The sequence below is a fragment of the Synechocystis sp. LKSZ1 genome (assembly GCF_040436315.1).
In the GTDB taxonomy this organism is placed as follows: domain Bacteria; phylum Cyanobacteriota; class Cyanobacteriia; order Cyanobacteriales; family Microcystaceae; genus Synechocystis.
Genome location: NZ_AP031572.1, coordinates 1,396,555 through 1,413,638, shown reverse-complemented (window position 1 = coordinate 1,413,638; position 17,084 = coordinate 1,396,555). Strand labels below are relative to the sequence as shown.

Sequence of the window (17,084 nt, the reverse complement as noted above, 5' to 3'; positions counted from 1 at the left end):
AATCAATTATATATACTACTTGAATATGAAATCTGCTATTTTTAAAACACTGAAAAAAGCTCTCTCCTCGTTGGGAATTCAGATTAGTCTTTCACAATCTAAAAAGAATTTAGCTAATCGGAAAGGAAAAAAAAATCTTAATGTAGGCTGTGGTAAATATATTATTGATGGCTTTATCAGCCTAGATATTTATACCGAACATTATCATCGTAATCGTAAACGTGACTTTATTGAATATGATTTACGCAAAGATCGTTTACCTTTTCCCGATAATTCTGTTGACAATATTTATATTTCCCATGTTATCGAACACGTTGAAACCGATTATGTCGTTATTTTTATGAGAGAATCTCATAGAGTCTTAAAAACTGGTGGAGTTTTAAGGATTGCCTGTCCTGATGCTGAGTTCTTGTGGAGAGTTAGTCGTTTTGATAACGAGTATTGGACATGGAGAAAAGGATTAATTGAAAAAGGAATAAATAAACTGAGAGATAAAATGCTTAATTCTCCAAAAAGTCTACCAAGTCAAATGGATTTTTTTATTCGGGAGGTTAGCACCCCTCGCAGTGCCTATGAAGGCAATAGCATTGAAACCATAATCATTAATGGCAATGACATCAAAGATTTAAGTTATGATCAAGCACTTAATTTATTAACAGAAGGGTTGTCCTTCCGAGTCAATCATCCTGGACAACATATTAATGCTTGGGATTTTTCTCGATTAAAAAATCTAGGAGAAGAAGCAGGATTTAAGTTCATAATCAAGAGTAAACCTAATGGTTCTATTTCTTCAGCTATGCAAGGAACAGATATGGATCGGACTCATCCAGAAATGAGTCTTTATGTGGATATGCTTAAATAATACACGACTAAAACTATGAACAAGAAAAATTTTTTAAAGAATCTAGCCATTTTCTTTGGCAAGTTAGGCGTATTACCTGATAGATTGAAGACCAAAACAAAAGCATGGGAACGAGTAAATCAAATCAATAAAAAGATCTGGAATTGGAGAGGATTAAAGTGGGTAGAAGATGGATATTGGAAATTAACTCCGACGCCCACTGATGCAGAAGGACAGTATGACTTAATCTATGGGAGTCATTCCCTAGAACACGTTACTAATGTGACTGAGTTCTTCAATCATGTTGAGCGACTGTTATCTCCTTCAGGCGTGATTTATTTTGAAGTTCCTAATTGTCATGCTGATAACCCTCAATCTTATCCAAATGGGAAAATTCATATACCTCATACCTATTACTTTACCCGAAATTTCTTTGACACACTGCCATATAATACGACGCTAAACTCAACATACCTTGTAGACAAATACAAGTCCAAATTTACTAGTTTACATGGAGAATCTGGTCATGTTATGAGGTTCTCTGGTCATAAAAAGAATCAAGAAAAAAAACTAAACAATATTTTAGTACTATTAAAATGTATTAACCGCTCCTTTTTTTGTGCGCATTCAAGATAAATAGATACAAAATGTTTCTGTCAAAAGACTTTTTCTTTTCTAAGCATGTCCAATTCAGTTATAACAATCATCCCCGCCCGCGGTGGTTCAAAAGGTATTCTGCAAAAAAATATTCGTTTTTTGTCTGATAAACCTCTCATTGCTCATTCTATCCTGGATTCACTAGAAGCTAAAGAAGTCGATCTCACCTTCGTCTCCACCGATGATGATAAAATTGCTTCCGTGTCAGAAGGCTATGGGGCGGAAATTATCCAACGTCCGGCTGAATTTGCTAGTGATACAGCTTCTTCAGAATCAGCTTTACTTCATGCCCTTATAGAAATAGAAAAAATGGGCATTGAACCAGAGTTAATAGTTTTTTTACAATGCACCTCTCCTTTGCGTACTGGTGAAGATATTGATCGCGCCATTACTCAACTAAGGCAAGAAAATGCCGACTCCCTATTATCTGTTTCCCCGACCCATCGTTTTATCTGGCATAAAGTAGACGGGGAAGCTCAATCCATTAATTATGATTATCGTCACCGCCAACGACGACAGGAGTTGAATCCTCAATATATGGAAAATGGATCTATATATATTTTCAAGCCTTGGGTATTGAAAGAATTCCATAATCGTTTGGGGGGCAAAATTTCCTTATTTGTGATGGAAAAAACACAGAGTCACGAAATAGACTCATTACAAGATTTTGAATATATAGAATTTTTAATGAATAAAACAATGTCACAAATTCACTAAGCTACTTCCACGAAAATCCCCATTCATTTAAATTTTGGTTACACTGTTAGAAAATTCAACCAAGTCAGTTAAAATGATTATTGATAAAAATCTATCTAAATATATTGTCTTCGCTGAAGATGACATCATCAATGCTTTAAAGAAGATAAGCGACAATAAGAGTCGTATTATTTTTTCTGTTACTGAGGCGGGGGTATTGGAAGGAGTTCTAACAGATGGTGATTTTCGCCGTTGGCTAGTCACTCAAAATACCATTGATCTGAATCAACCTGTATCCAAAATTACTAATAAAAATTATAAATATTTCGATTACACAGAAGATACTTATAAGATTCAGTCAGTTATTTCTAACGAAACAGAGTTTATTCCCCTGTTAGATAAGAATCGTCATCTAGTAGCGATCGCCCATCTCAAGTCTGATGACATTCGCATTGGTGACTTTACGATTAATGAAAAATTTCCGACCTTTATCATTGCGGAAATCGGTAATAATCATAACGGCAGTTTAGCATTAGCCAAAAAATTAATTGGTGAGGCGATTGCCTCTGGGGCTGACTGTGTTAAATTTCAAATGAGAGATCTCAAATCTCTTTATCGAAATGCCGGTAATGCCAATGATGCTAGCGAAGATTTAGGTTCACAATATACATTAGATTTACTATCTCGTTTTCAATTAACCCCTGAAGAATTATTCACTGCTTTTGATTACTGTCAATCTAAGGGGATTTTGCCTCTTTGTACTCCTTGGGATTTAGAAAGTTTAGCTCTGTTAGAAAATTATGGCATGAAGGCTTATAAAGTTGCTTCCGCTGACTTAACTAATCACGACTTATTAAAAGCCTTGGCAAAAACGGGAAAACCCCTAATTTGCTCAACGGGGATGGCTACAGAACAAGAAATTAGCGAATCAGTTAAACTACTTAAAGAATTAGGTTCAATGTACGTTTTACTGCACTGTAATTCGACGTATCCAGCTCCCTTTAAAGATGTTAACCTCAACTATCTCAATCGACTCAAGGAAATTGGTGATTGTCCTATCGGTTACTCTGGCCACGAAAGAGGTATTAACGTGGCGATCGCTGCTGTTGCTAAAGGAGCAAAGGTAATCGAGAAACATTTTACCCTCGACAAAACCATGGAGGGGAATGATCATAAAGTCAGTTTACTGCCTGATGAGTTTCGTTTGATGGTAGAAGGTATCCGTCAAGTAGAACAATCTTTAGGAGAAGTAGGAGAACGGAAAATCAGTCAAGGAGAATTAATGAATAGGGAAACTTTGGCAAAAAGTTTAGTTATCAACTGCGATCTCAAATCAGGAGACATCATTACTGAATCAATGCTTGAAGTAAAAAGTCCGGGTAAGGGATTACAACCCAATCGAAAAAAAGAACTCATCGGTAAACCTGCCAAAAGAGACTTAAAAGCAGGAGATTTCTTGTATTCTAGTGATTTAGAACAAGTACAAGTACAACCAAGAAATTACAAATTTAAGCGTCCTTGGGGCTTACCAGTTCGTTATCATGACTTTAAAAATCTTTTAAGTAAAACTAATCCCGATTTACTAGAATTTCATCTTAGTTATAAAGACTTAGAGCAAGATATTAAGCAGTTTTTTGCTCATCCTTACGATCTGGATTTAGTGGTTCACACCCCTGAATTATTCGCCGGGGATCATTTACTCAATCTCTGTTCTGAAGATGAAAGTTATCGTCAAAGGTCGATCGAAGAAATGCAAAGGGTTATTGACATTACCAGAAAGTTAAAACCCTATTTTAAAAGGTGCGATCGTCCTTGTATTGTTACTAACGTTGGTGGTTTTACCCTTGATGCTCCTCTAAGTCTTACGGAAAGAGCAAAACTTTATGAATTACTCATTGATAGCCTTTCTCAGTTAGATACACAAGGAGTTGAAATCATTCCTCAAACCATGCCACCTTTCCCTTGGCACTTTGGCGGACAGAGGTACCATAATCTTTTTGTTGATCCCCAAGATACTGCGCAATTTTGCTCTCAACATAGTTATCGAGTCTGTTTAGACATATCCCATTCTAAATTAGCCTGTAATCATCATAACTGGTCATTCAAGCAGTTTATTGAGCAAGTAAGTCCCTTTGTAGCTCATTTACACATCGCTGATTCAGAAGGATTAGATGGAGAAGGATTACAAATCGGCGAGGGAGAAATCGATTTTCCAGCTTTTGTCGAAGACTTAGATAAAACTGCCCCAAATGCCTCCTTTATACCCGAAATATGGCAAGGGCATAAAAATGACGGTGAGGGTTTTTGGATTGCTTTTGAAAAATTAGAGGCTTTACTCTAAGTCAACATTTATACAATATGAAAAATGTTTTTGGTACTTAAAAATAAGTTAAATCTACCCTGTGTTTACAACTAAAATTGTTTCTAAACTAAAATCCATCGTCACGAGCTTATTCGACAGTGAAAAGATAATAATTTCCGATTCTGGCAAATTGGAAGCCGTTGATAGGGTTTTTATTAAAGATAATGGTAGTAAAATTCCTTGCCATGAATACTATAGGTTTTCGTTGAAACAAGGATGGCGTTATATATACCAGCTAAACATTATGGATGAACTTTTGCACAAAGGGGTTTTAGATGAAGAAGATAGAATATTTTTGAAGAACTCTATCGGCAAAAGTACAATAGAAAAATCCCTCGAAGAAATAGATGAATATTTTATTTGTAAAGTAACACAAAAATATTCAAATTATCTATTTACCAATCATGTAAATTCCAATAGTTTTCGCCCTGTTCTCAAACCTGATAGAAAGCAAACTATATTAAAAATCAATCAACTTTATTTATCACATAAAAAGTTTTTTGATTTTCTACATAAGAAATCTATCTATGAATATAAACAAGGAGATAAGATTCTTGAAATAGGATATATTACAGGTGGACATTCTATCTTTGCATTTGAAAAAATGGGATTTACAGCAATGGGGATTGATAATTTTTATAGTGGGCTAATTTCTGATATTCCGCTTCACCAATATATAACCCAGTTACTTAATAGTAAAGCGTTATTTTTGAAAGGAGATATTACAGAAAAAACACCGATAGAAGCTGAATCCCTTGATTGTGTTCATTCAATTTCTGTACTTGAACATATTATGAATTTGCCAGATATGATGAAAGAGTGCTTTAGGATATTAAAACCAGGAGGTTTAATGATTCATCGTTATGATCCTTATTTTCATCCAAAAGGAGGGCATTCACTGGGAATGTTAGATTCTGCTTGGGGACATTTAAGACTTTCTGAATCTGAGTATGCAAGATATTTATTTTGGTTTAGACCCAATGAAGCAGATTTAGCCCTTGACTGGTATCATAAAGGAATCCATAGGGATTATCCGATACAAAAAATGCAACTATTGATCGTTAATTCTGGTTTTGATATTTGCTACTGGCACTCGTCTTTTATTTCAAAAAGTGAAAGAACACTTTTGTCATCTCAAATAAATAAAGATGCTTTAGAAAATTATCCTGAAATCTCGATCAATGACTTGCTGTACTCAGGACATCTTTTCGTTGCAAGAAAACCCCGTCGTCAAAATTAACGTAAAGTTGTATATAAACACTATTAAAAAAATAAATTACTTCGACTCTTGCTAAGAATAATGAAACAAATAAAGTTATTTATTGAAGAAAAATTTTTTATCATCTTCTTTATTTTGAAGATGTTATCCGAAATGCCTAAATATTTGGCTTGGCAAGAAAACAGATTGAAAAAAAAAACAAATCCCTTAAAGGCATTGAATATAAGTAAATACAAAAAAAGTGATACTATTTTTATTCTTGGTAGCGGTAGTTCCATTAATGAATTAAATAAAGATCAATGGGAAATGATAAAAAAACATGATTCTTTTGGAATTAACTTCTGGTTAATACATTCTCATGTACCAACATATTATATGTTTGAGTCTGGGGAGGACAAAGAACGTTATGAAACTTTGATCAAACTTCTTCAACTCAAAAAACATCAATACTCTCATGTTCCCTTTATTATAAAAAATATTGAAAACCCAAATTTAGACTTAAACCCTATAACCGAAGAATTGCGTCTTAATTTTTATAGTGGATATGAGTTAGTGATACCGGGTAGACTAGAATCCAGCCTTCACAAATCCATTAAATTGATTAAAAAATTCAAAATTTTAGAACTTCAAAATATCTTCTTATTTAAGAGAGCTTCTTTAAGTCAAGCTCTCTCTTTTTCATTAAAAGCCGGATATAAAAATATAGTTTTCTGTGGGGTAGATCTTAATAATATAAACTATTTTTATGAAAATGACGACTATAAAAACAAGAATATTCCTATCCCCAAAAAAATTCAGTCTGAATCAGTTCATAAAACTATTTCTGAGACTTATGGACAAATAACAATCAATAAAGTTATTCTTAGTCTTAATAATTATCTTTTAAAGCCTAATGATATAAAATTGTATATAGGTTCAACAAAATCAGCTTTATATCCAAATTTACCTTACTATTTTGCAAACATAGAACATGAGACAACAAGAAGCCATTTACCTTCGGGAAATATTGAATAAAATTGAGACTACAAATGTTAATCCCATTCTCAACATTGGATCATCTACTAAAAAGTTTCGAGAAGAAAAAAACCTCATATACAGGAACAGTTTTTTTCACCCATTAGAAAACAACGGTTATAAATTTATTCATTCTGATTTAAAACAAGGTGAAGGAGTAGATATATATGGTGATATTTTTTCTGAGTCGGTTCAGCAAATAATAAGCCCAAAAAATCCTCGATCTATTTTATTGACTAATGTTCTGGAGCATATAGCAGACCGGAAAACTCTTGCCGAAACTTGTCTAAAACTTATTTCCTCTTGTGGATACTTATTTATTTCTGTACCTCTTAGTTATCCTTATCATGCTGATCCCATTGACACATATTACAGACCAATTCCATCTGAAATAGCTCAGTTATTTCCCAATACAACTATTGTGAATTCTAAGATTATAGAAGCAGGTTCTTTAGTTACAGATACCAAAAGCAAAAAGGCTCTTGTGTTTTTCTTAAAATATGTATTGCGCCTTTTTTGCCATCTTACAAGCCAAAGATATGGTTAAATTACTTTCATCGTTTGTTTTGGCTTTATCGTCCTTATCAAGTTCCTATTGTTGTGCTAAGAAAATCTAAATAGGATGCAAAAAAAGGTTTTGTTTGCCATTCCTTCTATCGATCAACGAGGGCCAGATCGGGTTTTTTTTGAGTTAATCAGTAACTTTGATCGCTCAAAATATAAGTGTGTTCTGGCTGTGCAGGAGGCCAGCGGTTACTATCTCAAACATTTGCCGGAAGATGTTAAGTGCCATGTTATAGATAGTTCAAATCCAAAACAGACTAAGTACCCTATTGCTGAACTACGGTCTATAATCCGAGAGGAAAAGCCTGATGTAATTGTTAGCACCCTCAGAATGATTGTGACAGCGACGTTCGCTAGAATGTTAATGCCTAAGGCGCCCGTTCATATTATTCGCCCGGCAAATCACCTTACGCTGGATGGTTTATCATTAATTCGTCAATCACCCCTTAAACATACCGCATCGTTTTTAGTTAATATTTTGACACTGTGGTTAAGTAACTTTGTTATTTGTCAAAGCAAAAGCCTACAAGAAGATCTAAGTAAATATGCTCCACTCAAACATAAATCTGCTGTTATTAATAATCCCATTGATATAGAGTCTGTGAGAGAAAAAGCCCAAGCTGAAAAGATTCCCCGGTGGGGCGATCCCTCAATTTTAGCCATTGGCAGACTTTTTCCCCAAAAAGGATTTGATTTATTGTTACGGTCACTACCAAAAGTTATTGAGCAGTATCCCCATGCCCATGTTACAGTCCTGGGGGAAGGGCCCCAGCGTCCTGAGTTAGAATCATTAATCACCAAGAACAATTTGGAGGGACATGTCAGTTTACCCGGCTTCTGTGCTAATCCCTATCCCCATATTTTGGCTTGCGACTTCTTAGTTTCCACTTCCCGCTATGAGGGATTTCCTAACGTTATTTTGGAAGCCACTTCCCTTGGTAAACCTGTCCTTGCCACTAATTGTCCAGGAGGTACTTCGGAAATAGTGATTCCTAATCTGAGTGGTTGGCTGATCCAAACGGAGAATGTTTTGGCAATTTCGGAGGGTATAAAAATGGCAATCTCTGAATTTGGTATAATAAACTCACAAGAAATTATTAATTTTTGTTATGAATACTTTGATACACAAAAAATTATTAATAAATACGATTATTTCTTAGAAGAACTACTGGTTAACTAAATCCTAGAAAAACTATAATCATTGAAGATTGTTGTCACGAGACTTTAAACAATGAAATTCTCAGTGTGTATTCCCAACTTTAATTATGAAGTCTATATCGGCAAAACCATCCAAAGTGTTTTAAATCAAACTTATCAAGACTTTGAAATTCTTATATCTGATAATGCCAGCACAGATTCTTCTGTAGAAATCATCAAAAGTTTTAATGATCCCAGAATTAAATTTCAAATTAATAAAATAAATATTGGTTTTGGTCCCAATCTTTTGAAAGCCGCTTCTATGGCTTCGGGAGATTATATGTTGATGCTATCTTCTGACGATTTGATGTTGCCTAATGCATTAGAAACTTATCGTCAAATATTACAATCTTTAGACGAAGAAAGAAATAAAGTAATTTTATGTAGTAAGGCAAAAATCATTAATGAATATGATCAGCAAATTAACTATCTAGAAATAGATCAAAAATTGTGGAATCAGGCAAACAATGAAGAGAAATTAACTGAATTAATTAATAATTCTGTTTATAGTTTATCAGCGGAAACTTTATTGCGATTTTCTTTTTTATTAATGCGTAACCCTTTTCATTTTCTAACAACTCTCTATCCAAAGTGTTTACATGATCAGGTAGAAAGTTATTATCATGGTAGTCTAATCAATCCTGACAAACGTTTTGGGTGGGAACTTTTAGGAGTTGCAGAAAAAGCGTATTTCGTGGATGAAGCCTTATTTTCTTATCGAATTCATAATAACAATCAGGGTAGTCAACAGGCAAAAATGGGAGCAATCAAACATCATATCGATGAGTACGTTGCCACAATTAATGTACAGGAATCTTTACTAAAAAAAGCAAGTATAACCCGTCAAGAATTAATTGATGCTTTTATTGAACAAGATATTGCTTTACGAGGTTTAAAGTTTCTAGGGGAGGGGAATTCTCTATTAGCAAGACGTATTTTGCATTTCGGACTAGCAACCTATCCCAAATCTATCAATAAAAACACAAAAGCAAAGCTATTAAGAGTATTATTGCTTAGTGGATTTATTGGTCAGTTTATTTCTCAAAAATTAATGACAGTAGGTTTAAGCTACTGGAATAATCAAACTCAAAAAACACTTCAAAAACTTAATAATTAGGATCAAAAATGAAAAATTTGAGAAGCAATACTCCTTTTCTTAAAATTGAAGGACGCTCAGGATGTAACATAACGATTATTCAAGATCGAGAAAAATTTTTAGTCAGAAAAGTTTCTTCTTCTTTTAGCTATAACGCTCGCTTAGTCAAACAGGCAAGAAAACAAAATGAATTTAAACAACTTAATTCTTTAGTCTTTTTTGACTCCCCAAAAATATTTTCTCAAGGAATTACTCACGAAGAATTAAACTATTTTGACATGGAATATATTGCGGCAGAAAAATTTAGCAGCTTTTTATGTCGAATTAGTGTTAAGCAAATTCAACAAATCGTCAAGCATATAATAAATTACTTAGACTGTCTATTTGAATCAGCACAGCCAACCAACCCTCCCATAAGAATAATTTATAGAAAAATAAATGATTTAAAAACAATTTTATGCTCCAACGAAAATTTTAATAAAGAATTTAAACAAAACGTTTTTTCCTTTTTAGAAAAGAGAATTTCAAAAGCAAAATTTTATCAAGGTTATTGTCATGGGGATTTAACTTTTTCCAATATGTTATTTTGTAATAATAAAATCTATTTAATAGATTTCCTTGACTCTTTTGTTGAATCCCCTATTATTGATTTAGTCAAACTAAGACAAGATACAAAGTTCTTTTGGTCAATCATAGTTGACGCTGATTTGGAAAATTATAATTCCTGTAAAACGATGCAAATATTATCTTATATTGATAGATATTTAGAACAATATCTTCTCAAATGGGAATATGAAATGTATACTTGGTATAAATACTTGGAATTGTTTAATTTGGTAAGAATTATGCCCTATGTGACTAAGGTCAATGAAATAAATTTTGTAAAAAAACATATTAAAATTCTATTGAATTCCTATGACTAATTTAATTATGCCCATGGCAGGAAAATCTAGTCGATTTCCTAATCTCAGACCAAAATGGATGCTGACCCATCCCTCTGGGAAATTTATGGCCATAGAAGCTATCAGAGGGTTAGATTTGGACGACTTTAGCAATATTTATTTCGTTTGTTTATCAGAACATCAGGAACGGTATCAATTTCTCAAGGGATTTCAAGAAGAATTAGAAGATCTTGGTTTGTCTAATAAAAGTCAACTTATTTTTTTGAATAAGGAAACTAAAGACCAGCCAGAAACAGTTTATACCGCTATTAAACAAGCACATATCACAGGGCCAATTTTTATTAAGGACTCTGATAATTTCTTTAAAGCTCAATATCGAGGCGGAAATTTTGTTTGTTTTGCCAATCTAAATTCTTGTGGTTTAATCAAGCCCAAAAATAAATCCTATATTATCATCGACTCTAACGGCTCTATTTCCAATATTGTAGAAAAGCAGGTTATTAGTCCTCATTTTTGCGTTGGTGGTTATGGATTTGACTCTGCTCAGGTTTTTGTAGAAGCAGTTGATGCCATTAATTTCAATGCAGAAAGATATATCAGCAATATAATTTTTCAACTAATTCTTGATGGTAGTTTATTTGTTGGAGAAGAAGTTACTGAGTATCGGGATTGGGGAACATTAGAAGACTGGGATAGATTTAAAAGAACCTATGCAACTTTATTTGTTGATATTGACGGTACACTCGTTGAAAACTCATCATCCCACTTTCCCCCTTACATTGGTAATACTCCTGCCATAGATGCCAATATAAATATTCTAAGAACGCTTTATCAAAGCGGTAAATTTAAAATAATTTTGACTACTTCCCGTCCAGAAAAATATAGATCTCTGACAATAAAACAGATGCAAAAACTTGATATGCCTTTTGACCATTTAATCATGGGCTTGCTTCATAGTAAGCGTATTATTATTAATGACTACAGCCGCTCAAATCCTTACAAGAGTTGTGATGCTATTAATCTTAAAAGAAACTCAGACGAACTAAAAGAAATACTAAAAGAATCTTTGGGAATAGAGTATGATGAGTTATAAAAAGTATCGACATAGATCAAGTTAAATAAAGAATTCTATCATGGCATCTAGTGCTAAAATAGCGGCCCTTTTTTTGTGTCTATCTATTATTTTATCCTCCTGTTATTTTTTTCCTAGCGGCTTACCTCAACCTACAGATTTTTTATCGCTAATTGGATTTATTTTCCTGATAGTTAATCCTAAAATTTTAAAATTTTTAACTCAACAATTATTTGCTCGAAAATTCTTAATAGGCTTTCTTTCTTGTTTTATCATTGCTAATATTTATTCTTTAAGATTTTATCCAGATGTAACTTTTTGGGGTGCTTTTTTGGGTATTGCTTATATAATATTTAACTTAGCTATTTATTTATCATTTAATTTCTTTTCTAAAGAAATAAGTACTTATCCTATGTTCCTCAATTCTTGTTTACTATGTGCTTTCATTGACTTTATTTCTACTTATGTTCAACAAGGTTTACGAGGAAGTGGATTTATGAATAATCCAAATCAATTTGGTTCTCATATCTTAAGCCTATTGATAATAAGTATTCTCTTTAGTAAAAGTAATCTTGTTTCTTGGAAGACTATTCTTATTTTTGCTTTGCTGATAACTCCAGCAATACAAACTGGCTCAAAAGCCGCTTTGGTAGGGGGGATACCTATCATCATTTCAGTTGCATTTTCGCTAATTTTTAATATTAAAAGAAATTTGTTCTTGTTATTTGAATTTCTTAAAAACAAGTCTTTATACATACTGATAATACTGGTAATGGCTTCCGTTGTATTATTTATGTTTCCTGAGCAAGTAGAAAAATTTATCAATATTTTTTCCAATGCTTTAGATTTTACAAATCAAAGAATAGAATCATCTGTAAATGAAAGTGATAGTGATCTGTGGCATGGGAGAAATATTTATTTAATCACAAAACTAACTTGGATAGATTGGTTTACAGGTATAGGCTATTATCGATATTATCAACGTTTAGGAGAGACTTTTGAGATTCATTCCCTTTTTCCTTCTTTAATAGTCATCAGCGGAGTGTTTTCTTTCATTTTTTTTACTTTATTTGTCCTGTTTCGACTTAAAAGAAATATTAATTTTCTTGCTTGGTCTAGTATTTTTTCTTTAGTTTTGTACTCAATAACTCATCAATTATTCAGGGATACTAACATGTGGATTATTTTAGGATTAATGCGTTAAAGTTAAAGGTAGCATTTAATAAAATAGGTAGAATGAGAAGACAACTTTTAACAATTCAAGCATTTAGAGGACTGGCAGCAGTACTAGTTGTTACTCGCCATGCAACTCTAATTTCCCAAAATAAATTTGGTCAGAACTTTATAGGAGGAATTTTTGCACAAGGTGGTATAGGTGTTGACTTTTTTTTTGTTTTAAGTGGATTCATTTTACTGTTTGTTCACATTAAAGATATAGGACAATCACACAAAGTAAGGTCTTTTGCTATCAAAAGAATAATAAGAATTTATCCTATTTACTGGGTTATTACTATTCTTTGTCTACCATTTTTCTTTTTATCAATTTCTGAAGAGAAATCTTTTAACGGAGACTGGTGGTACCTAATTAATTCTTTTCTCTTGGTTCCTCAAGAAAAATTACCTTTATTAAGTCCAGCTTGGACTCTGACCCATGAATTATATTTTTATATTTTAGCGGCATTATTAATTTATTACTGGAACTCTAAAATAGCTCGTGCAATTTTTTTAACCATTGTTTTTGGTAGTTTATATAAAGCTTTTTTTGACTTTGCTGGAACTTGGGATTATAAGTACAGAACCTATCAAACCATTCTTGATTCTAACTTCTTACTTTCTTTTATATTTAGTAGATTTAATCTAGAATTTTTTGCGGGTTGTGTATCAGCTTTTTTAGCTCATAAATACTTGCTAAATGAAAATAAGAGAAAAAACAAACATAAAACTATTAAACAAATAAATAGTGCAAAATTAATTTTTTCTGTTCTGAGTATTATTTTCCTATTTATTTTTTTGATATCTCCTGATAGTCTAAGTTTTATTTATAAAAATAAAATACTAATGATTTTCTGGTATAGTTGTGTTGTAAGTATTTTGTTATATGTATCAACTATCATGGAATATCTGACCAGTTTTAAGCCTGGTTCCTTCTTGAAATTCTTAGGAGATGCATCCTATTCTATTTACTTGGTTCATTATCCTGCATTATTTTTATTTGTAAAAATTTTATTTTTAATAAAATTAGAAATTATTTTGGGATCAACTTTAACGATGTATTTGATAGTTTTCCTATCATTGGTACTAAGTATCTTGGCTTATCTATACATAGAGCTTCCGGTTTGGAATTGGTCAAAAAAAAGAGTGTCAGGCTTTGTCAAATAAATAAGTATAAAATCCAGAAGTGTTGAATGTTAGAAGAAAATCAAAAAAATAAAACCCCTAATCTTGTAGAATAGGGGCATAAAATCTAAAATAACTAAAGATGATTATATCAAACTTTCCTCAAGTTGTGAAAAAGTATCTGGGTCACTTGTCCAAAAATGATTATCCAGAACTGGACACCTTTAAGTTTGTCTCAATTTGGCTAAGTTTCGTACTAGACCAAAGCCAAACAAGCATGAGAAGTCAATTCAAGAGACTAAACGCGAGAGGAGAGTCAGTAGATATATCGACCTTCTCAAAAGCAAGTAAAAAGAGAAACCTAAAGATTTTTAAAGAAATATGGGAAAAGCTAAAACAAGAAGTAGAAGTTTCTCAAAAAAAGAAAACAAGGGGACTAGTTTTGTTTCCGCTGGACTCAACAGTGATATCGTTAACCAGCAAGTTGTTATGGCGACAAGGACATCATCAGGTAAAACTATTTAGTGGAATTGATTTAGAAACAGGAGTCCCAGGGGGAATAGTGATTAATTTTGGTCAAGGGCATGATAGTAAATATGGAAATGAAACGATAGAAGCAACGCCAGAGAATGGAGTTGGGATAATGGATAGAGGATTTTGTAGTCTAGAAAGAATAGCTAAACTGCAAGAAAAGAAAGAGCGTTATTTTTTGTTGAGAATAAAGAATAATATAAGCTTAAAAATGCTGGACAATGGAAAATATGAAATAGGAACTGGGGAAAAAAAGGTAGAAGGAAGAGGAGTAGTGTTTAGCGATAGAGAAGAAAGGACAGAGTTCAGGTTAGTGACAAATTTACCAGAAGAGGGAGAGGGAGGAGTAAGCAATGAAGAAATCGCTGAATTCTATCGATTGCGCTGGCAAATAGAACTATTATGGAAGTTTTTAAAAATGCACCTAAAATTGGACAGGCTAATCACTAAGAATACAAATGGAATAGAGATTCAGATTTATTGTTGCCTGATTGGGTATGGGATGTTGAGATTGGTAAGAATTCCGAAAGAGTTTGGGGAATCATTATTAGATAAACTAAGGTATTTACAGGCATTTATGTGTGAAAAAATAAGTTATGTACACTGGCTGAGAGAGTTAGTGGTAGGTTGTTGAATGTGGGCTTTTACAGAATCGTTGTGTCTATTCCTTGATAGTTCAAAGAAACCATTCAACATTTCTGTATAAAATCAGTTCAATTAATGTTTCCGCAATTTTCTGCAATGAATTTACGCTATATCAATGTACCTGCTTCTTTTTTAACTCTAGGTCTATGGAAGATACTTTATCAAAAGCAAGTGCAAATTCATAATTTTATGAAAGTTTTTGCTGGCCCTCGTTGTGAATTAATTCTTACCGGTGAGAATGCTTTATTTGAAATAAAAGGAAGATTAATTTTAAGAAAAGATGCTTCAATTAATATCAATGATGGTTCTTTAATTCTCGGAAATCAGGTCTTTTTCAATCGAGGTTGCTCCATTAATTGTCATTATAAAATTGAAATTGGTGAAGGTTGTATTTTTGGAGAGAATGTCTTACTTTACGATCATGACCATAATTTTAAAGAAGAAGGATTATTCCAATCTCAAGGTTTTTCTAAAAAAGAAATTATTATTGAGGATAATGTTTGGATTGGTTCAGGGACGATTATTTTGAAAGGTACTTATATCGGAAAAAATTCTGTGATTGGTGCAGGGTCTCTCGTAAAAAGTAATATTCCACCAAATACTATTTTTTTTAATAAAAGAGAAAGTTTTTTCAAGTCTATTGTTAATGATCATGATAAAAATATTTCTTGAACAAGAGATAATATGAAAAAAAAGATATTACATATCATAACTCGTTTGGTAGTAGGGGGAGCTCAAGATAATACTCTTCTTACTGTCAAAAATCACGATCGCGCCTTCTATCATATTTCTTTAGCAAGTAATCCTGATGGTATTTGGCTAGATAGGGCGAAAAATTATAGTGATTGCTTTTATCCTATTTCTAGTTTAGTTAATCCTATTTCACCCTTTAAAGATTGGCAAGCTTTTTGGGATATTGTTGCTATTCTCAAAAAAGAAAAAATTGATATAGTTCATACCCATAGCTCCAAGGCCGGTATCTTGGGTAGACTGGCCGCTAACTATTGTAAAATTCCAGTAGTTCACACCATTCATGGCTTCCCTTTTCATGACTTCATGCCCCCGTGGAAAAAACAGTTATTTATTACCATTGAGAAAAAAATTGCCCAAAAAACTAATTTTCTCATCACTGTATGCGAGCTAAACCGAAAAGAAGCCTTACAACTAGGTATTGTTAATCAAGATAACGCCCAAACTATCTATAGTGGTATTGACTTTGACAAATTAGATCAAACCTTTGACTATAATTCCCTCAAGCAAGAGCTAAACATTATCCCGGAGACTAAAATCATTACGATGGTAGGACGTTTAGACAAACAAAAAGCCCCCTATTATTTAATTACTGCCTTTGCTCAAGTTTTAGAAAAATTCCCTGATACCATCTTATTGCTTGTGGGAGAGGGGGAATTAGAAGAATCTCTAAGAAATCAAATCAAAGCATTAAATATTGAACTAAACGTTAAATTTTTAGGCTCTAGAGACGATGTACCCGTCATTTTAAATATTACTAATATCTTTGCTCTTTCTTCCCTATGGGAAGGATTAGGACGGGCCATGACAGAAGCAATGCTCATGGGGATTCCTGTTGTTGTCCCTAACATTTATGGTATTCCAGAAATTGTTCATCATAACGAGACAGGACTTCTGTTTGAAGCTAAAGATACAGACCAATTAGCCAATCACTTAGTTTTCCTTTTAAATAATCCCCAAGAATGTCAGCGACTGGGAAAAAATGCAAAAGTCTTGACCAGAAGACTATTTGATGGCAAAGAAATGGTTCGCCAGATTGAGGCAATATATGAAAAAGTCTTAAGCAAAAATGGTATTTTTAATACCATGTAATCCATTGTCAACCATCATTGGGGTCGATTTCCTTACTTTCCTACAAGAATACGGAGAATCAAGGGCGATCGCCGAATCCCCCCTGCGTTACCTTAGATGAAATGTCTTC

At 33.0% G+C, this 17,084-nt stretch carries 16 protein-coding genes; all 16 read left to right on the top strand.

Going from position 1 to position 17,084, the window contains the following annotated elements:
* The first annotated feature begins 25 nt into the window (after positions 1-25).
* The 16 genes from ABXS88_RS06750 to ABXS88_RS06675 all read left to right on the top strand — a co-directional run bounded on the left by ABXS88_RS06750 (position 26) and on the right by ABXS88_RS06675 (position 16,975).
* Positions 26-862, top strand: a complete 837-nt coding sequence (locus ABXS88_RS06750; protein ID WP_353674417.1) for a methyltransferase domain-containing protein — start codon at positions 26-28, stop codon at positions 860-862.
* Between the two features lie 15 nt (positions 863-877).
* A complete protein-coding gene (locus ABXS88_RS06745; protein WP_353674416.1) occupies positions 878-1,477 on the top strand; it encodes a methyltransferase domain-containing protein in 600 nt (199 codons plus the stop codon).
* 45 nt (positions 1,478-1,522) lie between these two features.
* Complete coding sequence (locus ABXS88_RS06740; protein WP_353674415.1) at positions 1,523-2,215, top strand: acylneuraminate cytidylyltransferase family protein; 693 nt, start codon at positions 1,523-1,525, stop codon at positions 2,213-2,215.
* Positions 2,216-2,288: 73 nt separating this feature from the next.
* The gene (locus ABXS88_RS06735; RefSeq protein WP_353674414.1) at positions 2,289-4,535 is read left to right on the top strand and encodes an N-acetylneuraminate synthase family protein; all 2,247 of its coding nucleotides are present in this window, start codon (positions 2,289-2,291) and stop codon (positions 4,533-4,535) included.
* A 61-nt stretch (positions 4,536-4,596) separates the two neighbouring features.
* Entirely contained in the window at positions 4,597-5,796 is a 1,200-nt protein-coding gene (locus tag ABXS88_RS06730; RefSeq protein WP_353674413.1) for a class I SAM-dependent methyltransferase, read from the top strand.
* Positions 5,797-5,856: 60 nt separating this feature from the next.
* Positions 5,857-6,789, top strand: coding sequence for a hypothetical protein (locus ABXS88_RS06725; protein ID WP_353674412.1), 933 nt, complete (start codon positions 5,857-5,859; stop codon positions 6,787-6,789).
* Positions 6,746-7,336: a hypothetical protein gene (locus ABXS88_RS06720; protein ID WP_353674411.1), complete on the top strand. Its 591-nt coding sequence runs from the start codon at positions 6,746-6,748 to the stop codon at positions 7,334-7,336. The genes ABXS88_RS06725 and ABXS88_RS06720 overlap by 44 nt, the downstream gene beginning before the upstream one ends.
* 75 nt (positions 7,337-7,411) lie before the next feature.
* Positions 7,412-8,533 (top strand): glycosyltransferase, encoded by a 1,122-nt coding sequence (locus ABXS88_RS06715; protein ID WP_353674410.1) that lies wholly within the window; start codon positions 7,412-7,414, stop codon positions 8,531-8,533.
* A 51-nt stretch (positions 8,534-8,584) separates the two neighbouring features.
* Positions 8,585-9,667, top strand: coding sequence for a glycosyltransferase family 2 protein (locus ABXS88_RS06710; RefSeq protein WP_353674409.1), 1,083 nt, complete (start codon positions 8,585-8,587; stop codon positions 9,665-9,667).
* Positions 9,668-9,675: 8 nt separating this feature from the next.
* The gene (locus ABXS88_RS06705) at positions 9,676-10,569 is read left to right on the top strand and encodes a phosphotransferase (protein WP_353674408.1); all 894 of its coding nucleotides are present in this window, start codon (positions 9,676-9,678) and stop codon (positions 10,567-10,569) included.
* Positions 10,562-11,641: a hypothetical protein gene (locus ABXS88_RS06700; RefSeq protein WP_353674407.1), complete on the top strand. Its 1,080-nt coding sequence runs from the start codon at positions 10,562-10,564 to the stop codon at positions 11,639-11,641. The genes ABXS88_RS06705 and ABXS88_RS06700 overlap by 8 nt, the downstream gene beginning before the upstream one ends.
* 40 nt (positions 11,642-11,681) lie before the next feature.
* Positions 11,682-12,824 (top strand): hypothetical protein, encoded by a 1,143-nt coding sequence (locus ABXS88_RS06695; RefSeq protein WP_353674406.1) that lies wholly within the window; start codon positions 11,682-11,684, stop codon positions 12,822-12,824.
* Positions 12,797-13,999: an acyltransferase gene (locus ABXS88_RS06690; protein WP_353674405.1), complete on the top strand. Its 1,203-nt coding sequence runs from the start codon at positions 12,797-12,799 to the stop codon at positions 13,997-13,999. The genes ABXS88_RS06695 and ABXS88_RS06690 overlap by 28 nt, the downstream gene beginning before the upstream one ends.
* A 103-nt stretch (positions 14,000-14,102) precedes the next feature.
* Positions 14,103-15,122, top strand: coding sequence for an IS4 family transposase (locus ABXS88_RS06685; protein WP_353674789.1), 1,020 nt, complete (start codon positions 14,103-14,105; stop codon positions 15,120-15,122).
* A 107-nt stretch (positions 15,123-15,229) separates the two neighbouring features.
* Positions 15,230-15,805: an acyltransferase gene (locus ABXS88_RS06680; RefSeq protein WP_353674404.1), complete on the top strand. Its 576-nt coding sequence runs from the start codon at positions 15,230-15,232 to the stop codon at positions 15,803-15,805.
* Positions 15,806-15,817: 12 nt separating this feature from the next.
* Complete coding sequence (locus ABXS88_RS06675; RefSeq protein ID WP_353674403.1) at positions 15,818-16,975, top strand: glycosyltransferase family 4 protein; 1,158 nt, start codon at positions 15,818-15,820, stop codon at positions 16,973-16,975.
* Positions 16,976-17,084: the final 109 nt, after the last annotated feature.